We start from the raw sequence: 18,375 nt of genomic DNA, 5'->3' as shown, positions 1-18,375 counted from the left end.
TTCAAGCTACTTTGTCAAAAATAATCCAAGCATAAATTTCTCACAAAAAACAAAAATTAACAGAAGTAATTTCAATGTAAAGGAGATGGAAAGTATGACCGAACAGAAGCACTCACAACAAGATAATAACAAAAAGCATATGTTTCCATCACTTCCGGAAAATATTAATTACATTGAAAATAAGCTATGTCACTCAGATGATATAAAAAAATTAGATGTCCCATTTCAAAACGGAAAAGGAACAATCTTATATATCGAATCTTTAGCAGACCCAAATTTGATTCACCAATTAGCTCTTGAGCCTTTATTAACTCGGTCGGATTTGGCTTTAGATAAAGCTTTTGCCACATTAAATATGAAAAAAGAAACGAATTTAAATTATGGTGTGCAGCTTTTATTACAAGGTAAATCCTTATATTTTCATGAACACGTCGACAGTTTTTTTATTTTCGAAACAGCTTTATCTTTAAAGCGAGATATAGCAGAGCCTGATAATGAAGGGATTGTGCGCGGTCCACATACTGGTTTTGTAGAGGATCTAGCAACTAATTTAGCTTCGATTCGTAAGCTCATAAAAAGTCCAAATATCGTCGTTAAATATTTCACACTTGGTGAAGAAATGCATACGAAAGTGGCAATTGCTTATATGCAAAACATAGCGAATGACGATTTAGTTACAGAAGTAAAAAGAAGGTTAGAAACGATTAAGACAGATGCACTTATGCCTCCAGGATATATACAAGAATTTATAGAGGATACGTCTTTCTCACCATTTCCGCAGCAATTAAATACAGAGCGTCCAGATAGGACCGCTGCAAATTTAATGGAAGGACGAGTTGCTATTTTATCTGATGGAGATCCCACAGCGCTTATCGTTCCTGTTACGTTATTTGCTTTCTATCAATCACCAGACGATTATAATAACCGCTGGATTGTCGGTTCTTTCGTCCGAATGATTCGCTTAGTGAGTTTCTTGATTGCTTTTCTCTTACCAGCTATATATATCGCAACCGTAGCCTTTCATCCTGATGTATTGCCGCTCGAACTTGTGTATACAATTAAAGCTTCATTAGAGAAAGTACCACTTCCTCCTATTTTTGAAGCTCTCTTAATGGAATTAATCTTTGAATTATTACGGGAAGCTGGTATTCGCTTACCAAGCCGAGTTGGACAAACAATCGGTATTGTAGGTGGTTTAGTAATTGGTGATGCAATTGTAAAAGCTGGACTTGTTTCTTATACGATGATTATTGTTGTAGCTTTAACTGCCATCTCATCTTTTCTCGTTCCATCAAACGATATGAGTTCAGCAGTTCGAATTCTTCGTTTTCCATTAATGATTCTTGCTGCTATATTCGGATACGTCGGAATATCATTCGGTCTAATTATAACTTTCGTTCATTTATGTCAATTACATTCATTTCATACGCCATATCTTTCTCCTGTTGCCCCGATGCGGATAAAAGATATGAAAGATTCTTTCGTAAGACTTCCAATTTGGTCGTTTTGGGAACGACCACATGATCCAAAACCGAAAAAAATGCAACGACAACATGTAACGAGAGAGGATGAGGACGGTGACAAACACGCAAAGTAAAATTTCGCTCGTTCAATTTACCTTTTTCGTTATTCAATGCCAAATCGGAGTTGGTATCCTTTCTCTACCTAACCGTCTTCACCCAATAGCAAAAGGAGGTGGATGGATTTCCGCTCTCGTCGCTGGGCTTGCAATTCAACTTATTATTTTACTTATGTGGCTTTTCTTAAAGCGATTTCCTGATGCAGATATGTATGAAAGCGTTTGTATGCTATTTGGTAATAAGTTTGGAAAACTATTAGGTTTTGCTTATGTTTTTTATTTTACGCTTATTGGTATGACGGTTATGTTGAATGCTTGTAATGTCATTAAAGTATGGATATTACAAGCTACTCCTTGGTCTGCCATTCTCATGCTATTTACGATAGCTTGCTGCTATATAGCCTATAATACATTTAAAGTCATCGTACGATTTTATGTCATGGCCTCTATCCTCATTATTCCAATGGCCCTTTTAATTGCCCTAGGGCTTTCCCGAGCTGATTTCTCTTATATTTTTCCCATTACAGAAGCCGGCTGGTGGAATATAATTCAAGCATCCAAGGAAACAATTACAGCCATGTATGGTTTTGAAATCATTCTTATCGCTTTTCCAAAAGTAAATGGCAGTTCTGTCGCAAAACTGAAGGCCATTTCTATCGCTAATGGATTTGTAACACTTTTTTATACTTTTACTGTTTGGATTTGCTTTATCGTATTTAGTCCAAAACAAATTGAGCTTATTCCAGAACCAGTTGCTTACTTATTACGCTCCTTACATATCGGAATTATAGACCGAACTGATTTACTATTTATACCAATTTGGATGATAACTGTTGCAGCTTCTATCGCTAGTTATTATTGCGCTGCTTCAATCGGAATAGGACATATATTCAATCTTGCTAATCATAAAAAAGCTGTTCCAATCATTGGTATTATTGCTTTTAGTGTAGCCTTATTTATAGATACACCTGAAGAATTAAAAGTAATCTCAACTTTCACTGATAAGTTCACCTATATTTTCATAGTTGTCCTTCCTCTTTTATTTCTACTTTATTCTGTGATACGAAATAAGAAAGGAGAACAGTATGTTCAAAAAAAGAGTTAAATTACTTTTTGTATTATGTACTAGTTCCCTCCTTTCTGGATGCTGGGATCAAGAACCATTAAGGGAGGCAAGGTTAGCTTATAGTATTGGATCTGATATTACGGAAGAGAATCAACTCCAGCAAACAATCGAGCTCGTAAAAAGTTCAAGCGGAGAGCAATCTTCATTCGAAAATGAAATACATTCAGCAACGGGGCATAACATAAGGGATACAAGCGATGCCCTAAAAAAAAATGTTACTGGGAATATTCGTTATTTTAAATATGGTGTTCAATTACTAGGAACCAAAATCCTAAAAAAAGGTATATTACCTTTTTTAGATGTCAGCTTTCGGGACCCAACAAACCCAACTGCTTTAGTAAAACTTATTGCAGTAGATGGTGAAACATCCGAGATACTAGAAAAAAAGAAAGTAGGAAATTTACTAATTGGAGATTTTCTAAAGAAAAAAGTGAAAAGCTTAGAAGATATGAGTGTATTTCCAAAAGAAACTTTAGAGACAGCTGCTACAAAAATGTTAGATCCCGGTAAAGACTTTACCCTCCCTTCTATAAAAATAAAAGGAAAAGAAGTAATTACAAACGGTCTAGCTTTATTTAACAATGATAAATTAACTGGGCATTTACCTTTGAAACAATCTGTTTTATTCGTATTATTAACCGGAAAAATGGGAACAAGTGCCCGTATAACCCAGAAGCTTACTAGCGATGAATCAGAGAAAACATCTGATTATTTAACAATGGAAATTAGCAACCGAAAGTTAAAACGAGACTTAAAAATAACAACAGATAAAAAAGGAAATGTTTATGCTCACATTAAGCTCCAACTAAAAGTTATAGCGCTTGAAGCTCCGAGAGATAATCTTTACAAAATGGATGAAAGAAAAAAACTAAATAAAGAATTGTCTAAACAACTTACGAAAGAAGCTAAAAAGATAACGAAAAAGTTACAAAAAGCAAACTGTGATGCTTTCGGTATCGGCAGACACCTTATCGCCTACCACCCTGACTTATGGAAGAAGAAAAATTGGAATAAAGATTATGCAAAAGTAAAATTCAAACCTGAGGTAGAGGTAAACATTTTGTACAGTGGTGTCCTAAAATAAAAGGTTGTATGCCGCATGGGCATACAACCTTTTTATTTCGTATATCGATACACAATTGATTCATATGGTCTTAAGCTAAGTTTTGTAATATCCTTGCTAGCATCTTTATAATTCGACAGTAGTATTTCTTGTTTCATTCCATCTAATTGAACGTGCGCTGGTACAGAGTACGTTATTTCTTCTCCATAGAAGTTATTTATAACAAGCAGCACTTCACTTTCTGTAGTACGAGTATATGCCCAAATCTTAGGATCATTTTTATCCAAAATAGCATATTCTCCTTCTGTAATTACATCATACGTTTTCCTAAGTTCTATTAACTTTTTATAATGATAAAATACGGACTCTTTATCTTCTAATGCCTTCTCTACGTTTATTTCTTTAAAGTTTTCAGCCGCTGAAATCCAAGGTGTACTTGTTGTAAAACCACTGTTCATCTCTTCATTCCACTGCATCGGAGTGCGAGAGTTGTCACGAGATTTTTGCTTTAAAATCCCGATAATCTCTTCTTTTGATAGCCCTTCTTTTAGCTTTATATCGTATATATTTAACGATTCCACATCACGATATTGCTCGATGGACTCAAATTTAGGATTCGTCATACCGATTTCTTCCCCTTGATAAATATAAGGCGTTCCTTGCAGCATGTGCATGGCTGTCGCTAACATTTTTGCAGATTCGTTTCGGTACTTTCCATCATCACCAAAGCGTGACACGATGCGAGGCTGGTCATGATTACACCAAAATAACGCATTCCATCCTCCGCCCTTTTGCATTTCAATTTGCCAGCTAGACATAATCTCTTTTAATTTAATAAAATCAAAATCAGCCTTCGTCCACTTATCACCATTCGGATAATCTACTTTTAAATGATGGAAACTAAACGTCATACTTAATTCATTACGCTCAGGGTTTGAATATTTAATACAATGATCAATTGTCGTAGATGACATTTCTCCAACTGTAATTACATCTTTTCCTGCAAAAACATTTCGGTTCATCTCTTGTAAATATTCATGAACACGCGGACCATCTGTATAATACTTGCGTCCATCACTTGTCGCAGTACTACCTTCATCGTTTAAGAAACATTGGTCTTTTGAAATTAAGTTAATGACATCTAATCGGAATCCTGTTACTCCTTTATCCAGCCAAAAACGCATCATATCATATACTTCTTCACGAAGTTTTTCATTTTCCCAATTTAAATCAGCTTGTGTTTCATCAAATAAATGTAAATAATATTGCTCCGTCTTCTCATCATATTTCCAAGCAGATCCACCAAACTTAGACTGCCAATTATTTTTTTCATCACGCCAAATATAGTAATTACGATATGGACTATTTTTATCTTCCTTCGCTTCTTTAAACCACTTATGTTCAGTCGAACTATGATTTACAACAATATCAAGCATAATCTCAATGTTACGTACTTTCGCTTCTGCTAAAAGTTCTTCAAACTCTTCCATCGTTCCGTAAGATGGATCAATGCTGTAGTAATCACTTACATCATATCCATTATCATTTTGTGGTGATTGGTATATCGGTGTTAACCATATATAATCCACTCCGAGTTCTTTTAAATAATCTAGTTTCTCTGTAACACCTTTTATATCCCCGGTTTCTCTATTGTAATAACTATTAAAGCTCTTCGGATAAATTTGATAGACTACACTTTTATGCCAATCCTTCATGTTTAACTTCCTCCTACTTCTGTTTGACTCTTTTTGCAAATAACCATGTTAAAGTAAACGGGATTACAACTGCAATAATCATTCCTACAATAAACATTGGAATCGATTTCGGAATGATAGAAATAAATGCTGGCAATCCGCCAATTCCGATAGCAGGCGCTAATACACCATTTAATGTAATGAATATCGCTGCCACAGCAGATCCTATAATCGCTGCATAGAACGGGAACTTATTTCGTAAATTCACCCCAAACATCGCTGGTTCTGTAATACCGAAGTATGCTGAAATGGCTGATGTTGATGCCATACTTTTATCATTTTGATTTTTAGAAATCCAGAACATCGCAAGTGCCGCACTACCTTGCGCAATGTTAGAAAGAGCGATCATCGGCCAAATAAATGTCCCGCCATGTTGTGCAATCAATTGTAAATCAATTGCAATAAACATATGATGCATACCTGTAATTACAAGCGGTGCATATAACGCTCCAAATAATACTGCTCCAACTACTGGTACTGTTTCATATACACCTACTAATCCTACTGTTAATAAATCTCCAATATGACGTGTAACCGGACCGATAATTCCTAGTGCTAACACACCTGTCACAACGATTGTTGTAATTGGTACAACTAATAATTGAATTGCATTTGGTACATGTTTCTTTAAGAAAATTTCCACTTTACTTAATACAAATGCTGCTACTAAAACAGGTAAAATTTGTCCTTGATATCCTACCTTCTCAATTTGGAATAGTCCTAAAATATTGAAGTACTCAATCTTTTGACCCTCTAAACCAGTCGCTGCTTTTCCATAGTCCCAAGCGTTTAATAAGGCCGGGTGCACAAGCATTAATCCCATAACAATCCCTAGTATTGGACTACCACCAAAACGCTTCGTTGCTGACCAACCGACAAGTGCTGGTAAGAATACGAATGCTGTATTGGCCATCATATTAATTAAATCCCAAAGCCCGCCTAAGTTCGGATAAACATCTAATAAATTTTTCCCATCAAAAAATAAGTCCTTTGCGCCTAATAGATTGTTAATACCCATTAGTAAACCAGCTGTTACGATCGCTGGTAATATCGGCATAAATACATCCGAAAATATTTTTACAAACTTTTGAGCTGGATTTAACTTCTGATTTCCAGAGTCTTTTACGTCCGCTACAGTCGATTCTTTCATACCTGCAAGCGTTATCAATTCAGCGTAAACACGATCTACATCCCCTGGACCAATTACAACTTGAAATATACCAGCGTTATGAAACGCTCCTTTCACTAATGAAACAGACTGTAATTTATCATTATCTATTTTACTTTCATCTTTTAAAGCGATACGGAGCCTCGTCACACAATGTGCAGCTTGTTCAATATTGTCTTTCCCACCAATATACTGCAACACTTCCTCTGCTGTTTTACGATAGTCTTTCCCCATATTCCCGTCCCTCTTTTCTTTTTTTGATACCGTTTACAATTACATATTAACTCGTATATATAAGTTAGTCAACACTCGTATATACGAGTTTGTGTTTTTTTTATAAAAAAAAGAGATGAAACAATATTTTGTTCCACCTCTTTACTTCCTGCGTGCCACATCCGAAAAGTGAAAAATATCTAAACGGTGGCGTGATTCTGTATATTCAAACTGACTTCCATCATACAAATGTGTAAAGTTTTTCACAACGACAACATAGTCTGTTCCATTTAAATCTAAATACTTTCTGTCATCCTCTGTACATGGCTGTACTTCTATTACCCTCTGCGAATAACTAATATGTAGCCCAAGCTCTTTCTCGATGTATTTATAAATCGATGCAGTTGCAATTTCTTTCGTTAATCCTGGAATAAACTCAGATACAAAATGATTTATATCTAAAATTACTTTTTCTCCATCAATATTTCGTACACGTTTAATATGGTCAATCTCTGTTTTTTCTTTTACATTTAATAATTTCGCAATGTCTTTTGTGGCTTTTTCTTTGTCCATTTCCACAACTTCCGTAATACAATGACGTCCTAAACGTTCATTTTCTTCTTGGAAACTTACAATACCGCCAAAATTAAATTCAATATTTTTTCGCTTTAAAACAAAAACACCTTTTCCATGAATTTTTTGCACATATCCACGCTCTTGCAGTAAATCTACAGCTTTTCTTACCGTGCCTCGGCTTGCCTCATACTGCTTCATTAATTCTGTTTCTGATGGGATTTTGCATCCCTCTTTTAATTGTTTATTATCAATAGATTTACTGATTTCTGTATAAATTTGTTCATACTTACTCATCATCTACAATAGCCCCTTGTCACCTTCTAATTCTATATGTATTATAACATGCTTCACTCTTCTGCCAATCTCTCACTTATTTTCCAGTACAAGAAAAATATAGGTAAATATTTAATCTTTAAAACGTATTTTTATAAAAATTTTTATATTTTTCTTTTCATTCAAAAAAACATGTAGTATACTAACTTCAAAATCAGAGGAGAAAGGGAGCAAAGAACTATGCTTACTTATACAACAACTGTAGTTACATTTGCACAAAAACATCATCATCATACGTAACCCTTGAAACCTAGCGGAAAAATTACGCGTAGGTACAAGGGTTATTCCCGTTGTACCTACGCTTTGGCGAAAGAGCCATGTAGGTATTTTTTTATCTACATGGCTCTTTTTTTATTGTCAAAAAGCTAGTAAAAAATGATGTTTAAGCAAAACTTACTACAAAGGAGTTAACAAAAATGGAAACGAAAAAATGGGGATTATGGGTTTTAACAGCATTTGTTATCGGGAATATGGTTGGCGGTGGCGTATTTATGCTTCCGGCAAATTTAGCACAAGTATCAGGGCCAATGGGTTCTACACTCGCATGGAGTATTACAGGCCTTGGCGTATTTATGATTGCACTTGTATTTGGAAATTTAGCGATTCGGAAACCAGAATTAAAAGCTGGACCACAAAGCTATGCTCAAGCGATGTTTCCTTCAAAAAAAGCTGGTAAAGTTGCAGGATATAGTATGGCATGGGGATATTGGGCTGCTAACTGGGCTGCAACAGCATCTGTTATTATTTCCTTTGCTGGATATTTATCAACATTCTTTCCAGTTTTACAAAGTAAGCAAATTCTTTTTTCAATAAATGGATTTTCACTGGAACTCGGAAAAGGATTAACTTTCCTCGTATGTAGCCTTATGCTGTGGGGAATTCAATATATTCTTTCTCAAAATATTGATCGCGCTGGAAACATGAATCTACTTGCTACCATTGCAAAAATTATTGGATTTACAATGTTTATTGTAATTACATTATTCATTTTCAACGCCTCTAATTTCGGAGACGGTCAAACCTTTATGAATGAAGCTGGACAATCAATCTCATTAGGTGGACAAATCAATTCAGCTGCTATTGCAACACTCTGGGCATTTATCGGTATTGAATCAGCAGTTATGCTTTCTAATCGTGCAAAATCACAGCGCGATGTAAAAAAAGCTACGATTTTCGGATTAATTATCGCTCTTCTTATTTACATGTCAATTACTTTACTTACAATGGGAGCTCTTCCGCAAGATGCTTTAAAAGAGTCTCAAAAACCATTAGTAGACGCATTAAATTTAGCAATTGGAAATAAAGGTGCATATATAATGGCTTTACTCGCTCTTATATCTTTATTTGGATCTACAGTTGGCTGGATTGTTGTTAGTTCAGAGGTACCTTACCAGGCAGCAAAAAATGGACTTTTCCCTAAGTTTTTCGGGAAAACAAATAAAAAAGGTAGTCCTGCAAAATCATTATTGATTACAAATGTAATGACGCAAATTTTCTTATTTTCAACGATTTCTGGTACTGTTTCAGAAGCGTATAGTTTCGCTATCGTCGTAGCAACATTAGCCTATTTAATTCCATACCTTGTTTCTACCTTGTACCAATTAAAATTAGTTATTACAGGAGAAACGTATGATATACTGCCAGGATCTCGAGTAAAAGATGGAATCATTACTACATTGGCGTTGGTATACTCCATTTGGGTTATCAAAACGGGAACTGCTGATTTAAAAACGTTCTTCTTAGGAATTGGATTGTTCGTATTAGGTCTTATTCTTTATCCAGTACTAATGAAAGACTCACAAAAAACGGATTAAATAAAGAGAAGCTGCTGGCTTCTCTTTTTTATTAAAAATCTGTAATTAACTTTTCTTTTAGCTCTCCTACAGATAAAGGTTTCGCATAATAAAATCCCTGTACATAATCACAGCTCATTGATTGTAACAAACTCTCTTGCTCTACTGTTTCTACTCCTTCAGCAACTACTGCTAAATTTAAACTATGAGCAATTTCAATAACGGATTTTACAATCGTTCGTTCTGGTTGTGCGTGATCATAATGAAATTCACGAATAAAATTACGATCAATTTTTACAATATCCAGTGGTAGTTGTTTTAAATAATATAAGGAAGAATAGCCAGTTCCGAAATCATCCAAAGCAATTAAAACACCCATATTTCTTAATTCTTGTAATGTAGCAATAATATAATCAAAATGGCGGACTGCAATACTTTCCGTTATTTCTAATATTAAACGGTTCGGAGGAAAACCAGTTCTCTTTAAAATGCTACGTACTGATAAAATAAAACGTTTCTGCATTAATTGTTGTATAGATAAATTCACAGATAACTTTAGTCCTTCTTGATAATTCGGCAATGTTTTAAACAAGCGACATGATTTTTCTAATACCCAGTCTCCTAGTTTTATAATAAGTCCAGACTCTTCAGCTACAGGGATAAATTCGCTTGGTGAAATAGGTCCGTCTTCTGTCATACAACGTACTAGAGCTTCTATACCAGAATATCTCTTCGTTTTCAAATCAATAATAGGCTGCAATGCTACATCTAACTCTTCATCACGAATTGCCTTTTGCAAAGCAAACTCAACTTTCATTCTACGATTTATTTTCGCGCGTAGCTCATCTGTAAAGAAACACGCAGCGTTTCTCCCCTGTTCTTTTGCACTATACATAGCTAAGTCAGAGTTTTTCAATAACGTTTCCACATCTTGTCCGTCTTGTGGATAAGAACAAAGTCCTAGACTAGCTGAAATGTATACTTCATGGCCTTCCAGCATAAATGGTGCCTGAAAACATGACAATACAGATGTCGCTAACTGACTCATATCATCTTGTCTATGATTTTTTGTTAACAGCACAAATTCGTCGCCACCTAGCCTAGCCAGAACATCTTTCTCTCCTAGTACATAATGCAACCTTGAAGCAACTTCACTTAAAAGTAAATCCCCTATCATATGACCTAATGTATCATTTACTAATTTAAAACGGTCCAAATCAAAGTAAATCATACCAAATTCTTTTTTATCTGCAATCAATTCGTTAACGGTCGTTATTAATTGTAAACGGTTAGGCAAACTCGTTAAAGCATCATGATAGGCAAGTTCCCTATAACGACTTTCACTTAGCCGCAATCTATGTTCCGCTTCTTTTCTACTACTAATATCATTTCGAATTGCGATAAATTGGTATGGCTCTCCTTTTTCATTTAAAAATGGAACAATTGTTGTTTTGACCCAATAATATGTACCATCTTTTGCTCGATTCCGAATCTCACCTGTCCATACTTTCCCATTCAAAATACGTTTCCATAAATCTTGAAAAAAGGTTTTTGGATGATGTCCTGAATTTAAAATACGGTGATCTTTTCCAATTAATTCTTCTCTTTTGTATTTAGAGATTTCACAAAATTTATCATTTACATATGTAATAAGACCTTTTCGATCTGTAATTGCAACAATTGAAGACTCATCTAATGCTAACTTTAAATCTCGCAATGAAGAGTCATATAATGCATGACCTCTCTGTTCTAGCATGCGCATCTCTCCTTGCTTCTATCTGACTAAAACACAACCTGTTTCTCTTCATAGAAATAGAGATATTTCATTTTCTAATACTAGCCCATTACATAAATTATCTTTTTGAATAGACCGATTAAAATAACATAATATTATTTGTAATAAAAAGCAATATTATACCGTTCTAATTATAAATAGTAGCTTCTCATCTCCCTAATTATTTCGTACCTTATTATACTGCAATCCCTTTAAGTGGCTCTATGCAAGCCTTGTTTCCAACTAATACCACTCACATCTGATCTCTTTGTTTTTAATAACGAAATAGAAATTAGAACATACTACATAACTATTCACGAATAATAATATAAAACTCTACATCAATGTATATGTTTTTGAATTACAATAACAAAATATTAACATATTTTCACCTTAATTTTGGAAGTATTTTATAAATAAATACCGTATTAAACTAAAAAAGAGGATAGCCTCTTTTTTAGTTTAATACGAATATGGTATTTGCTGATAACCTGGGTATGGCATTGGATACGTTACAGGGTATGGTGATGGATAAGCTACTGGATATGGAGCGGGATAATACCCTCCACTTGTTGCACCTGTTAATGCACCAGCTGTCAGTCCGCCTAACACTCCTCCTGCAAAGCTTCCAGGGAAAAATCCGCCTCCCCATGAACTACCACCACCCCAGCCCCATCCGCCTCCGTGATGATGATGGTGTTCATAGTGATTGTGTCCTCCATGGTGATGATGTCCACCGTTATGATTGTGCCCACCATGATTGTGTCCTCCATGATGATTTCGATAATACAATCCATTATTTTCTATATAATTCATGTTTCTCCGCTCCTTTTCGATTTTTTCATTTTCATATGCGTTAAGAGTGGGATAAAAAATGGGATAGTACACTGTATGTAGGACAAATGCGGAAAGTATAGGTGAAATGTCTATATTTTGTAAAAAAAGCAAAACACCTTATAATAAAGATGTCATATTACATCTTCTATTTAAGAAGTCTATATTGAAAAAAGATTAGGGGAATTATATAGAAATGAAGAAGCCTATCGTTCAATTACTATTAATATTTACAATTGTATCTATCGTTCTGTTCCTATTAAATACATCGTATATCTCGTTATATACATTTGTCGGTGCTCTATGGTCCATCACAATCGTAGGAATTTCATTCGTTATTTTTATAGAAAATAGATCTCCACAAAGTACATTAGCATGGTTTTTAGTATTAGCACTTCTTCCTATTATAGGTGTGCTTTTATACGCTATTTTCGGACGCAGCCGCTGGAGAAGAAAAAAACATCTCCATCGTTCAGAAGAACAAAGAAAATTATTCCGTGAAATATTAGAAGGAAGAAGACTAGAGTTATTACTCACAGTCCCACTAAATGAACGTTCCATACATTTAACAGAAGTCATACAAAAATTTGGAGGCGGTCCTGCCGCAGATAGAACAACTACAAAACTTTTAACAAACGGAGATCAAACATTTTCAGAAATTTTGCGAGCTATAGAGCAAGCAAAACATCATATACATATTCAATACTACATTTATAAATCTGATGAAATTGGTACAAAAGTTCGAGATGCTTTAATACAAAAAGCAAAAGATGGTGTTATTGTACGCTTCCTTTATGATGGCCTTGGAAGTAATACGTTAAGAAGACGATTTTTACAACCTATGAAAGAAGCTGGGATTGAAATTGTAGAATTTGACCCTATTTTTTCAGCTTGGTTACTTGAAACTGTCAATTATCGTAACCATCGAAAAATTGTTATTGTAGATGGCGAAATTGGTTTTACCGGAGGACTCAATGTCGGTGATGAATATCTTGGCCGTTCCAAGAAATTTCCTGTTTGGCGTGATAGTCATTTAAAAATAGAAGGAAAAGCATTATATAAATTACAAGCAATCTTTCTAGAAGACTGGCTCTATGCCTCTAGTGGTTTAAATACTTATTCCTGGGATCAATTCATGAATAGACAATACTTCCCAGGTAAAGAGATTTCAAATGCAGAAGGTGCTGTTCAAATCGTAGCAAGCGGACCAAGCTCCGATGATAAAAGTATTCGTAATACATTATTAGCTGTTATGGGCTCTGCAAAAAAATCCATTTGGATCGCTACACCCTACTTTATTCCAGATCAAGAAACTTTAACATTATTACGCTTAAGTGCAATTGCCGGAATAGATGTACGGATTTTATATCCAGGTAAAAGTGATAGCATCATTAGTGATCAAGCATCTCAATCCTATTTCACTCCGCTTTTAAAAGCTGGTGCTTCTATTTACAGTTATAAAGATGGTTTTATGCATGCAAAAATTGTACTCGTTGATGATACAATTGCAACTATTGGAACAGCGAACATGGATGTACGTAGCTTTGAATTGAATTACGAAATTATTAGCGTGCTTTATGAATCAAAAACAGTTCACGACATTAAACGTGATTTTGAAGAAGATTTTAAACATTCAACTGAAATTAAATGGAACTCTTTCCAAAAAAGAAGTATAAAAAAACGCATATTGGAGTCTTTCATGAGGCTCATTTCTCCTTTACTGTAGGCAATCAACTTCATCTTGATTGCTTTTTCTTTTCCCTTTATCCTCCTTCCTTTTCTTTGCATACCATATTAAAACAAGTTATCATAAGATGTATTACTTTATGAAAATAATGTTAGGTGGGAAATACATGTTAGAACAATTTCATATACATGCTGATTTAAAACAACAGCTTTCTACGATTCATGAAAAGAATAAGCAAGAAGCTGGTGAAAATGCACATTTAATCGGAACGAAAATATATAAAGCGTCTGATAATAGCATTATTGAAGATGCGATTACAGCACTTCTTCTTGGCAAGAATATTCTATTAAAAGGACCGACTGGTAGTGGTAAAACAGTACTAGCGGAAACTCTTTCTTCTTTATTCCAAAAACCAATGCATAGCATTAACTGCTCTGTCGACTTAGATGTAGAGGGTATTTTAGGATACAACACACTACAAACGAAAGATGGTGCATCTGAAGTTTCATTCGTTAACGGTCCTCTTATGAAAGCAATGAAGAACGGTCACTTCCTATATATTGACGAAATCAATATGGCAAAACCTGAAACGTTACCACTTCTTCACGGCGCATTAGATTACCGTAAAATGATTACAAACCCATTTACACAAGAGGTTGTATACGGTGATGAAGAATACCGTGTAATTGCTGCGATTAACGAAGGTTACGTTGGAACAAGTGAACTAAATGAAGCGTTAAAAAACCGTTTCGTTATTATTGAAGTTCCTTACATTCAAGGTGATACATTAAAAGAACTATTATTAGCAGAATCAAAATTAAATGATGTTGCAACAATTGAAAAGTTTGTTGCATTTGCAAGCGACCTTATGCCTTTAGCTCGCGATGGACGTGTAAGTGAAGAAGCAGCAAGTATTCGTGGTATTATCGACGCATGTGATTTAGGTGTATATATTCCTGTTATGCGAGCGATTGAACGAAGCATAATTGCAAAACTTAATGATGAAACAGAACAAATGACTGTCCGTGAATTAGCAGAAAGTTATTTCTTTGAGGGATAATTTATGAGACAAATTTTTAGTGACAAAAAAATTGATGCGTCGCTGTTTCTACAAATGGAAAACTTAATGTATGCCCTTCTAAAAGAAGACGATGCCTATCTTGAATATGGCTATAAAGCATACTACGACGAAATTGAAAAGAAAGTTGTCATTAGTCACTTTTGGGATGATCGAAAAGAAGAAGATACAGTAATCGGATTAAAAAGCGAAGTGTTCTTAAAAGCACTTGGTAATAAACATTACTCGGACATGACTTTAATTCGTTCTTATGCGATTGAATTGCAAGAATCGCCCCTAAAAAAGTTTTTAACACAATTATTTGTTCTATTAGAAGATTTACGCGTTGAGGAAATTGTAAAGAACTTACGTCCTGGCACGAAGCATGTTTTTAAAAGAAGAAAAGAAATGTATCGCAATTACTTTAGCTCACAAAATGAAATCAATCGCGTTCGTAACTATCACGGTGATCGTCTATTTTGCCTATGCTATCTTTCATTAACGAGCGATAAATATGAAATGTTTAATAATGAATATTTCGAACAAATTGAAGCTATTTTGCATGAAACATTCCAAGCTCGTAATACGGAAGATATTATGTATATCGTTGAGAAAATTCGCTACCGCTTAGAGGAGCTTCTTGAAAGTGATATGCTTAACAACTATTTCGGACATGCACCGCTTTATTTATCTGTTCTTGCAGACGAAAAGAACTGTCGCGTCGAAGATTTAGCAAATGATGATACGCAGCTTATAGATGACGATGAAAATAAAAACAAAATGGATGAAAGTTTCTCCACATGGCATCGTGAAAATAAAAATAACGAAAACGAGAACTTTTTACGCTTTGAATTAGAAAGCGGAACAAAAACAAACATGATGGGCGATACTGCTCGTGAATCAGAAGATGGCGACCAAGCACTTGGTTCTGTACAAGGTACTTCTCAAAAAAGTACACAATCCAACTTTGATGGCGCTGATACAGAAGAAGCAAGGGCTTCACACGCTTCTAGTCAAAATGATGGTGCATATGGTAAATATAACACTGGCGCTTCTCATACATTTAAAGAAGCACGTAAACCAAATCCTGATGAGAAAAAGGATTACCAAGCTTTCAAATCAGTCGTTAATAAAGATGTAAAAGAATTAAAGAAAATTATCGAAAAAACGATTGAAAATAAAACGAATGCAAATAGTGATAAATATTACGGAAGACTTCGTAAGAAATTCCTTCGTATTTATACTGAAAAGCAGCCTCGCATGTTTTATAAAAAAGGGCAAGAATCACAAGAGCTCGACGTTGCATTCCAACTATTAGTTGACTGTTCTGGTTCTATGTATAACAAAATGGAAGAAACGAAGAAGAGTGTTGTACTATTCCATGAAGCTTTAAAATCTTTAAAAATCCCGCACGCTATTAGCGGATTTTGGGAAGATGCCTCTAGCGCTAAACCTGAAGATAAGCCGAACGTTATCCATGAAGTTGTAAATTATAAAAACTCAACGTTACCAAACGTTGGTCCAGAAATTATGCAACTTCGTGAAGAAGAAGATAACCGCGACGGATATATTATTCGTATCGTTTCTGAAAAGCTTGCCAAAAGACCTGAGAAACATAAATTCTTACTAGTCTTCACAGACGGTGAGCCTTCTGCGCTAGACTATCAACAAGACGGAATTTTAGATACGCATGAAGCTGTTAAACTCGCGCGTAAAAGTGGTATGGAAGTAATCGGTATCTTCATCGAAGAAGGCGAAGCGAAAGAAGCAACTTATCAATTGATGAAAAACATTTATAACCATCACTTCTTAGTTGCAAATCACGCTGAAGATTTACGACTGAAGATTAAACCATTACTGAAAAAATTATTACTGAAGACGATTGAATAGAAAACAGGAGCCTTGTGGCTCCTGTTTTTTCGTTCAATTACTTTGTTTCTGGTTGAAACTTGTATGGAATGGCTACTTCTAACAAATATTCAAATCCTCCGTCATAGTATGGGAAGCGCTCATTCGCAATTGTTCGATCCACCCACTCTACTGCAGAAATTTCACCTTCATCTTCCGCAATAAGTTCACCTTTTTCTACATTCGCTCGGAATGTAAAGAATAGCGCATGATTCCCTGATTCTTCAAAGAATTTTTCATTGATCGCAACAAGTCCACCTAACGTAGCAGTTAAACCTGTCTCTTCTTTCACTTCTCTTATTAGTGCTTCCTCTAATATTTCACCTTTTTCCACAGCCCCACCTGGCAATGACCAAACGTTTTGTTCTACATTATGTACCATTAATATTTTATCTGTTTCTTCGTCATGTATTAGTGCATATACGACATCAACTCTTTGCATAAGACTTCTCTCCTTCCAAAAATGAGGAAGAGCCGATTCCTAAGAATCGACTCTTCCTATTAATTCATCACTAACTCAGCTGTGAGCTTTTTTTTTAACTTAGCCAGCATGTCAGTTGTCATTTTGTCTAAATCGTATTCTGCTTTAAAGCCCCACTCTTTCATTGCTGCTGTTGCATCAATAGAGTTTGGCCAGCTATCAGCGATTGTTTGACGAGCTGGATCTACTGCATAATCCATTGTAAACGTCGGAATGTGTTTACGAATTGACGCTGCAATTTGCTCTGGCTCGAAGCTCATTGCTGTAATGTTAAATGCATTTCTATGCACTAGCTTACTTGGATCAGCTTCCATTAATGAAATGATCGCTTGTAAAGCATCAGGCATATACATCATGTCCATATATGTTCCTTCAGCAATGTATGAGGTGTATGCACCTTTTTTAATCGCCTCATAATAAATTTCAACTGCATAATCAGTCGTTCCGCCTCCTGGAGGCGCTACGTAAGAAATTAAACCTGGGAAACGGACACCGCGCGTATCTACGCCAAATTTTTGATGATAATAATCACACAGTAATTCTCCTGCCACTTTGTTTACCCCATACATCGTAGTAGGACGCTGAATTGTATCTTGCGGTGTATTATCTTTTGGCGTTGATGGACCAAATGCACCGATAGAACTTGGCGTGAAGAACTTACAGTTTAATTCACGAGCTGCTTCTAGAGCATTTACAAGTCCACCCATATTTAAATTCCATGCAAATAACGGATTTTTTTCTGCTGTTGCTGAAAGTAAAGCTGCTAAATGAATAATTGTATCTACTTCATTACGCTTTGCGATATCATGTAGTTTTTGTCCATCTGTTACATCTAACGTTTCAAATGGACCAGACGTTACTACTTCACTATCTGTTTCACGAATATCTGTTGCAATAACATTTGATGCGCCGTATACATCACGAAGTTTCATTACTAGTTCAGAACCAATTTGCCCTAAAGAACCGGTTACTAGAATTTTTTTCATTTTCCCCACTCCTCATTTGCAAGCTATTCAAAAGATGTCGTTA

Annotated in this window: 14 protein-coding genes; 7 read left to right on the top strand and 7 right to left on the bottom strand. The window is 35.2% G+C overall.

Annotated elements, in window-relative coordinates:
* The first annotated feature begins 94 nt into the window (after positions 1 to 94).
* From gerKA to gerKC, 3 genes are read left to right on the top strand one after another with little or no spacing between them, the layout of a single operon-like run.
* Positions 95 to 1,597, top strand: coding sequence for a spore germination protein GerKA (gerKA, locus tag C3Y97_RS03295; RefSeq protein ID WP_000139277.1), 1,503 nt, complete (start codon positions 95 to 97; stop codon positions 1,595 to 1,597).
* A complete protein-coding gene (locus C3Y97_RS03290; RefSeq protein WP_000185798.1) occupies positions 1,578 to 2,684 on the top strand; it encodes a GerAB/ArcD/ProY family transporter in 1,107 nt (368 codons plus the stop codon). The genes gerKA and C3Y97_RS03290 overlap by 20 nt, the downstream gene beginning before the upstream one ends.
* Entirely contained in the window at positions 2,665 to 3,789 is a 1,125-nt protein-coding gene (gene gerKC / locus C3Y97_RS03285) for a spore germination protein GerKC (RefSeq protein ID WP_000474042.1), read from the top strand. Before C3Y97_RS03290 ends, gerKC begins: the two co-directional genes overlap by 20 nt.
* Before the next feature lie 32 nt (positions 3,790 to 3,821).
* Here the strand turns inward: gerKC and treC are convergent, their stop codons facing one another.
* The 3 genes from treC to treR form a co-directional block, all read right to left on the bottom strand.
* The gene (treC, locus tag C3Y97_RS03280) at positions 3,822 to 5,483 is read right to left on the bottom strand and encodes an alpha,alpha-phosphotrehalase (protein WP_136363022.1); all 1,662 of its coding nucleotides are present in this window, start codon (positions 5,481 to 5,483) and stop codon (positions 3,822 to 3,824) included.
* A 13-nt stretch (positions 5,484 to 5,496) separates the two neighbouring features.
* A complete protein-coding gene (treP, locus tag C3Y97_RS03275) occupies positions 5,497 to 6,924 on the bottom strand; it encodes a PTS system trehalose-specific EIIBC component (RefSeq protein ID WP_000513942.1) in 1,428 nt (475 codons plus the stop codon).
* A 141-nt stretch (positions 6,925 to 7,065) separates the two neighbouring features.
* Positions 7,066 to 7,776 (bottom strand): trehalose operon repressor, encoded by a 711-nt coding sequence (treR, locus tag C3Y97_RS03270; RefSeq protein WP_000987240.1) that lies wholly within the window; start codon positions 7,774 to 7,776, stop codon positions 7,066 to 7,068.
* Positions 7,777 to 8,228: 452 nt separating this feature from the next.
* Here treR and C3Y97_RS03265 point away from each other — a divergent pair, with 452 nt between their 5' ends.
* Positions 8,229 to 9,626, top strand: a complete 1,398-nt coding sequence (locus C3Y97_RS03265) for an amino acid permease (RefSeq protein ID WP_000448441.1) — start codon at positions 8,229 to 8,231, stop codon at positions 9,624 to 9,626.
* 31 nt (positions 9,627 to 9,657) lie between these two features.
* Here the strand turns inward: C3Y97_RS03265 and C3Y97_RS03260 are convergent, their stop codons facing one another.
* Both C3Y97_RS03260 and C3Y97_RS03255 read right to left on the bottom strand, forming a co-directional pair.
* Positions 9,658 to 11,361, bottom strand: coding sequence for a putative bifunctional diguanylate cyclase/phosphodiesterase (locus C3Y97_RS03260; protein WP_000893345.1), 1,704 nt, complete (start codon positions 11,359 to 11,361; stop codon positions 9,658 to 9,660).
* 480 nt (positions 11,362 to 11,841) lie between these two features.
* Positions 11,842 to 12,195: a cobalt transporter gene (locus C3Y97_RS03255; RefSeq protein ID WP_136363020.1), complete on the bottom strand. Its 354-nt coding sequence runs from the start codon at positions 12,193 to 12,195 to the stop codon at positions 11,842 to 11,844.
* Between the two features lie 214 nt (positions 12,196 to 12,409).
* On the opposite strand from C3Y97_RS03255, the gene C3Y97_RS03250 reads away from it, so the two are divergent.
* The 3 genes from C3Y97_RS03250 to C3Y97_RS03240 all read left to right on the top strand — a co-directional run bounded on the left by C3Y97_RS03250 (position 12,410) and on the right by C3Y97_RS03240 (position 16,847).
* Positions 12,410 to 13,939, top strand: a complete 1,530-nt coding sequence (locus tag C3Y97_RS03250; protein WP_000743034.1) for a cardiolipin synthase — start codon at positions 12,410 to 12,412, stop codon at positions 13,937 to 13,939.
* Positions 13,940 to 14,066: 127 nt separating this feature from the next.
* A complete protein-coding gene (locus C3Y97_RS03245; protein ID WP_000892974.1) occupies positions 14,067 to 14,960 on the top strand; it encodes an ATP-binding protein in 894 nt (297 codons plus the stop codon).
* A gap of 3 nt (positions 14,961 to 14,963) precedes the next feature.
* Positions 14,964 to 16,847 (top strand): vWA domain-containing protein, encoded by a 1,884-nt coding sequence (locus C3Y97_RS03240; RefSeq protein ID WP_001248874.1) that lies wholly within the window; start codon positions 14,964 to 14,966, stop codon positions 16,845 to 16,847.
* A 37-nt stretch (positions 16,848 to 16,884) separates the two neighbouring features.
* Here the strand turns inward: C3Y97_RS03240 and C3Y97_RS03235 are convergent, their stop codons facing one another.
* Positions 16,885 to 17,307, bottom strand: coding sequence for an NUDIX hydrolase (locus C3Y97_RS03235; protein ID WP_001189941.1), 423 nt, complete (start codon positions 17,305 to 17,307; stop codon positions 16,885 to 16,887).
* A gap of 59 nt (positions 17,308 to 17,366) precedes the next feature.
* Positions 17,367 to 18,332, bottom strand: coding sequence for an L-threonine 3-dehydrogenase (locus C3Y97_RS03230; protein WP_000723125.1), 966 nt, complete (start codon positions 18,330 to 18,332; stop codon positions 17,367 to 17,369).
* Positions 18,333 to 18,375 lie beyond the last annotated feature (43 nt).

It is taken from the genome of Bacillus sp. DU-106 (assembly GCF_004799705.1).
Classification (GTDB): domain Bacteria; phylum Bacillota; class Bacilli; order Bacillales; family Bacillaceae_G; genus Bacillus_A; species Bacillus_A cereus.
The sequence above is the reverse complement of the archived record's forward strand: the minus strand, read 5'-3'. Positions and strand labels throughout refer to the sequence as shown.

Bases quoted from the DNA above. Each gene is read 5' to 3' on its own strand.
- gerKA (WP_000139277.1), top strand. From the start codon at position 95: ATGACCGAACAGAAGCACTCACAACAAGATAATAACAAAAAGCATATG.
- gerKC (WP_000474042.1), top strand. From the start codon at position 2,665: ATGTTCAAAAAAAGAGTTAAATTACTTTTTGTATTATGTACTAGTTCC.
- treC (WP_136363022.1), bottom strand. From the start codon at position 5,483: ATGAAGGATTGGCATAAAAGTGTAGTCTATCAAATTTATCCGAAGAGC.
- treP (WP_000513942.1), bottom strand. From the start codon at position 6,924: ATGGGGAAAGACTATCGTAAAACAGCAGAGGAAGTGTTGCAGTATATT.
- treR (WP_000987240.1), bottom strand. From the start codon at position 7,776: ATGATGAGTAAGTATGAACAAATTTATACAGAAATCAGTAAATCTATT.
- C3Y97_RS03265 (WP_000448441.1), top strand. From the start codon at position 8,229: ATGGAAACGAAAAAATGGGGATTATGGGTTTTAACAGCATTTGTTATC.
- C3Y97_RS03260 (WP_000893345.1), bottom strand. From the start codon at position 11,361: ATGCTAGAACAGAGAGGTCATGCATTATATGACTCTTCATTGCGAGAT.
- C3Y97_RS03255 (WP_136363020.1), bottom strand. From the start codon at position 12,195: ATGAATTATATAGAAAATAATGGATTGTATTATCGAAATCATCATGGA.
- C3Y97_RS03250 (WP_000743034.1), top strand. From the start codon at position 12,410: ATGAAGAAGCCTATCGTTCAATTACTATTAATATTTACAATTGTATCT.
- C3Y97_RS03245 (WP_000892974.1), top strand. From the start codon at position 14,067: ATGTTAGAACAATTTCATATACATGCTGATTTAAAACAACAGCTTTCT.
- C3Y97_RS03240 (WP_001248874.1), top strand. From the start codon at position 14,964: ATGAGACAAATTTTTAGTGACAAAAAAATTGATGCGTCGCTGTTTCTA.
- C3Y97_RS03235 (WP_001189941.1), bottom strand. From the start codon at position 17,307: ATGCAAAGAGTTGATGTCGTATATGCACTAATACATGACGAAGAAACA.
- C3Y97_RS03230 (WP_000723125.1), bottom strand. From the start codon at position 18,332: ATGAAAAAAATTCTAGTAACCGGTTCTTTAGGGCAAATTGGTTCTGAA.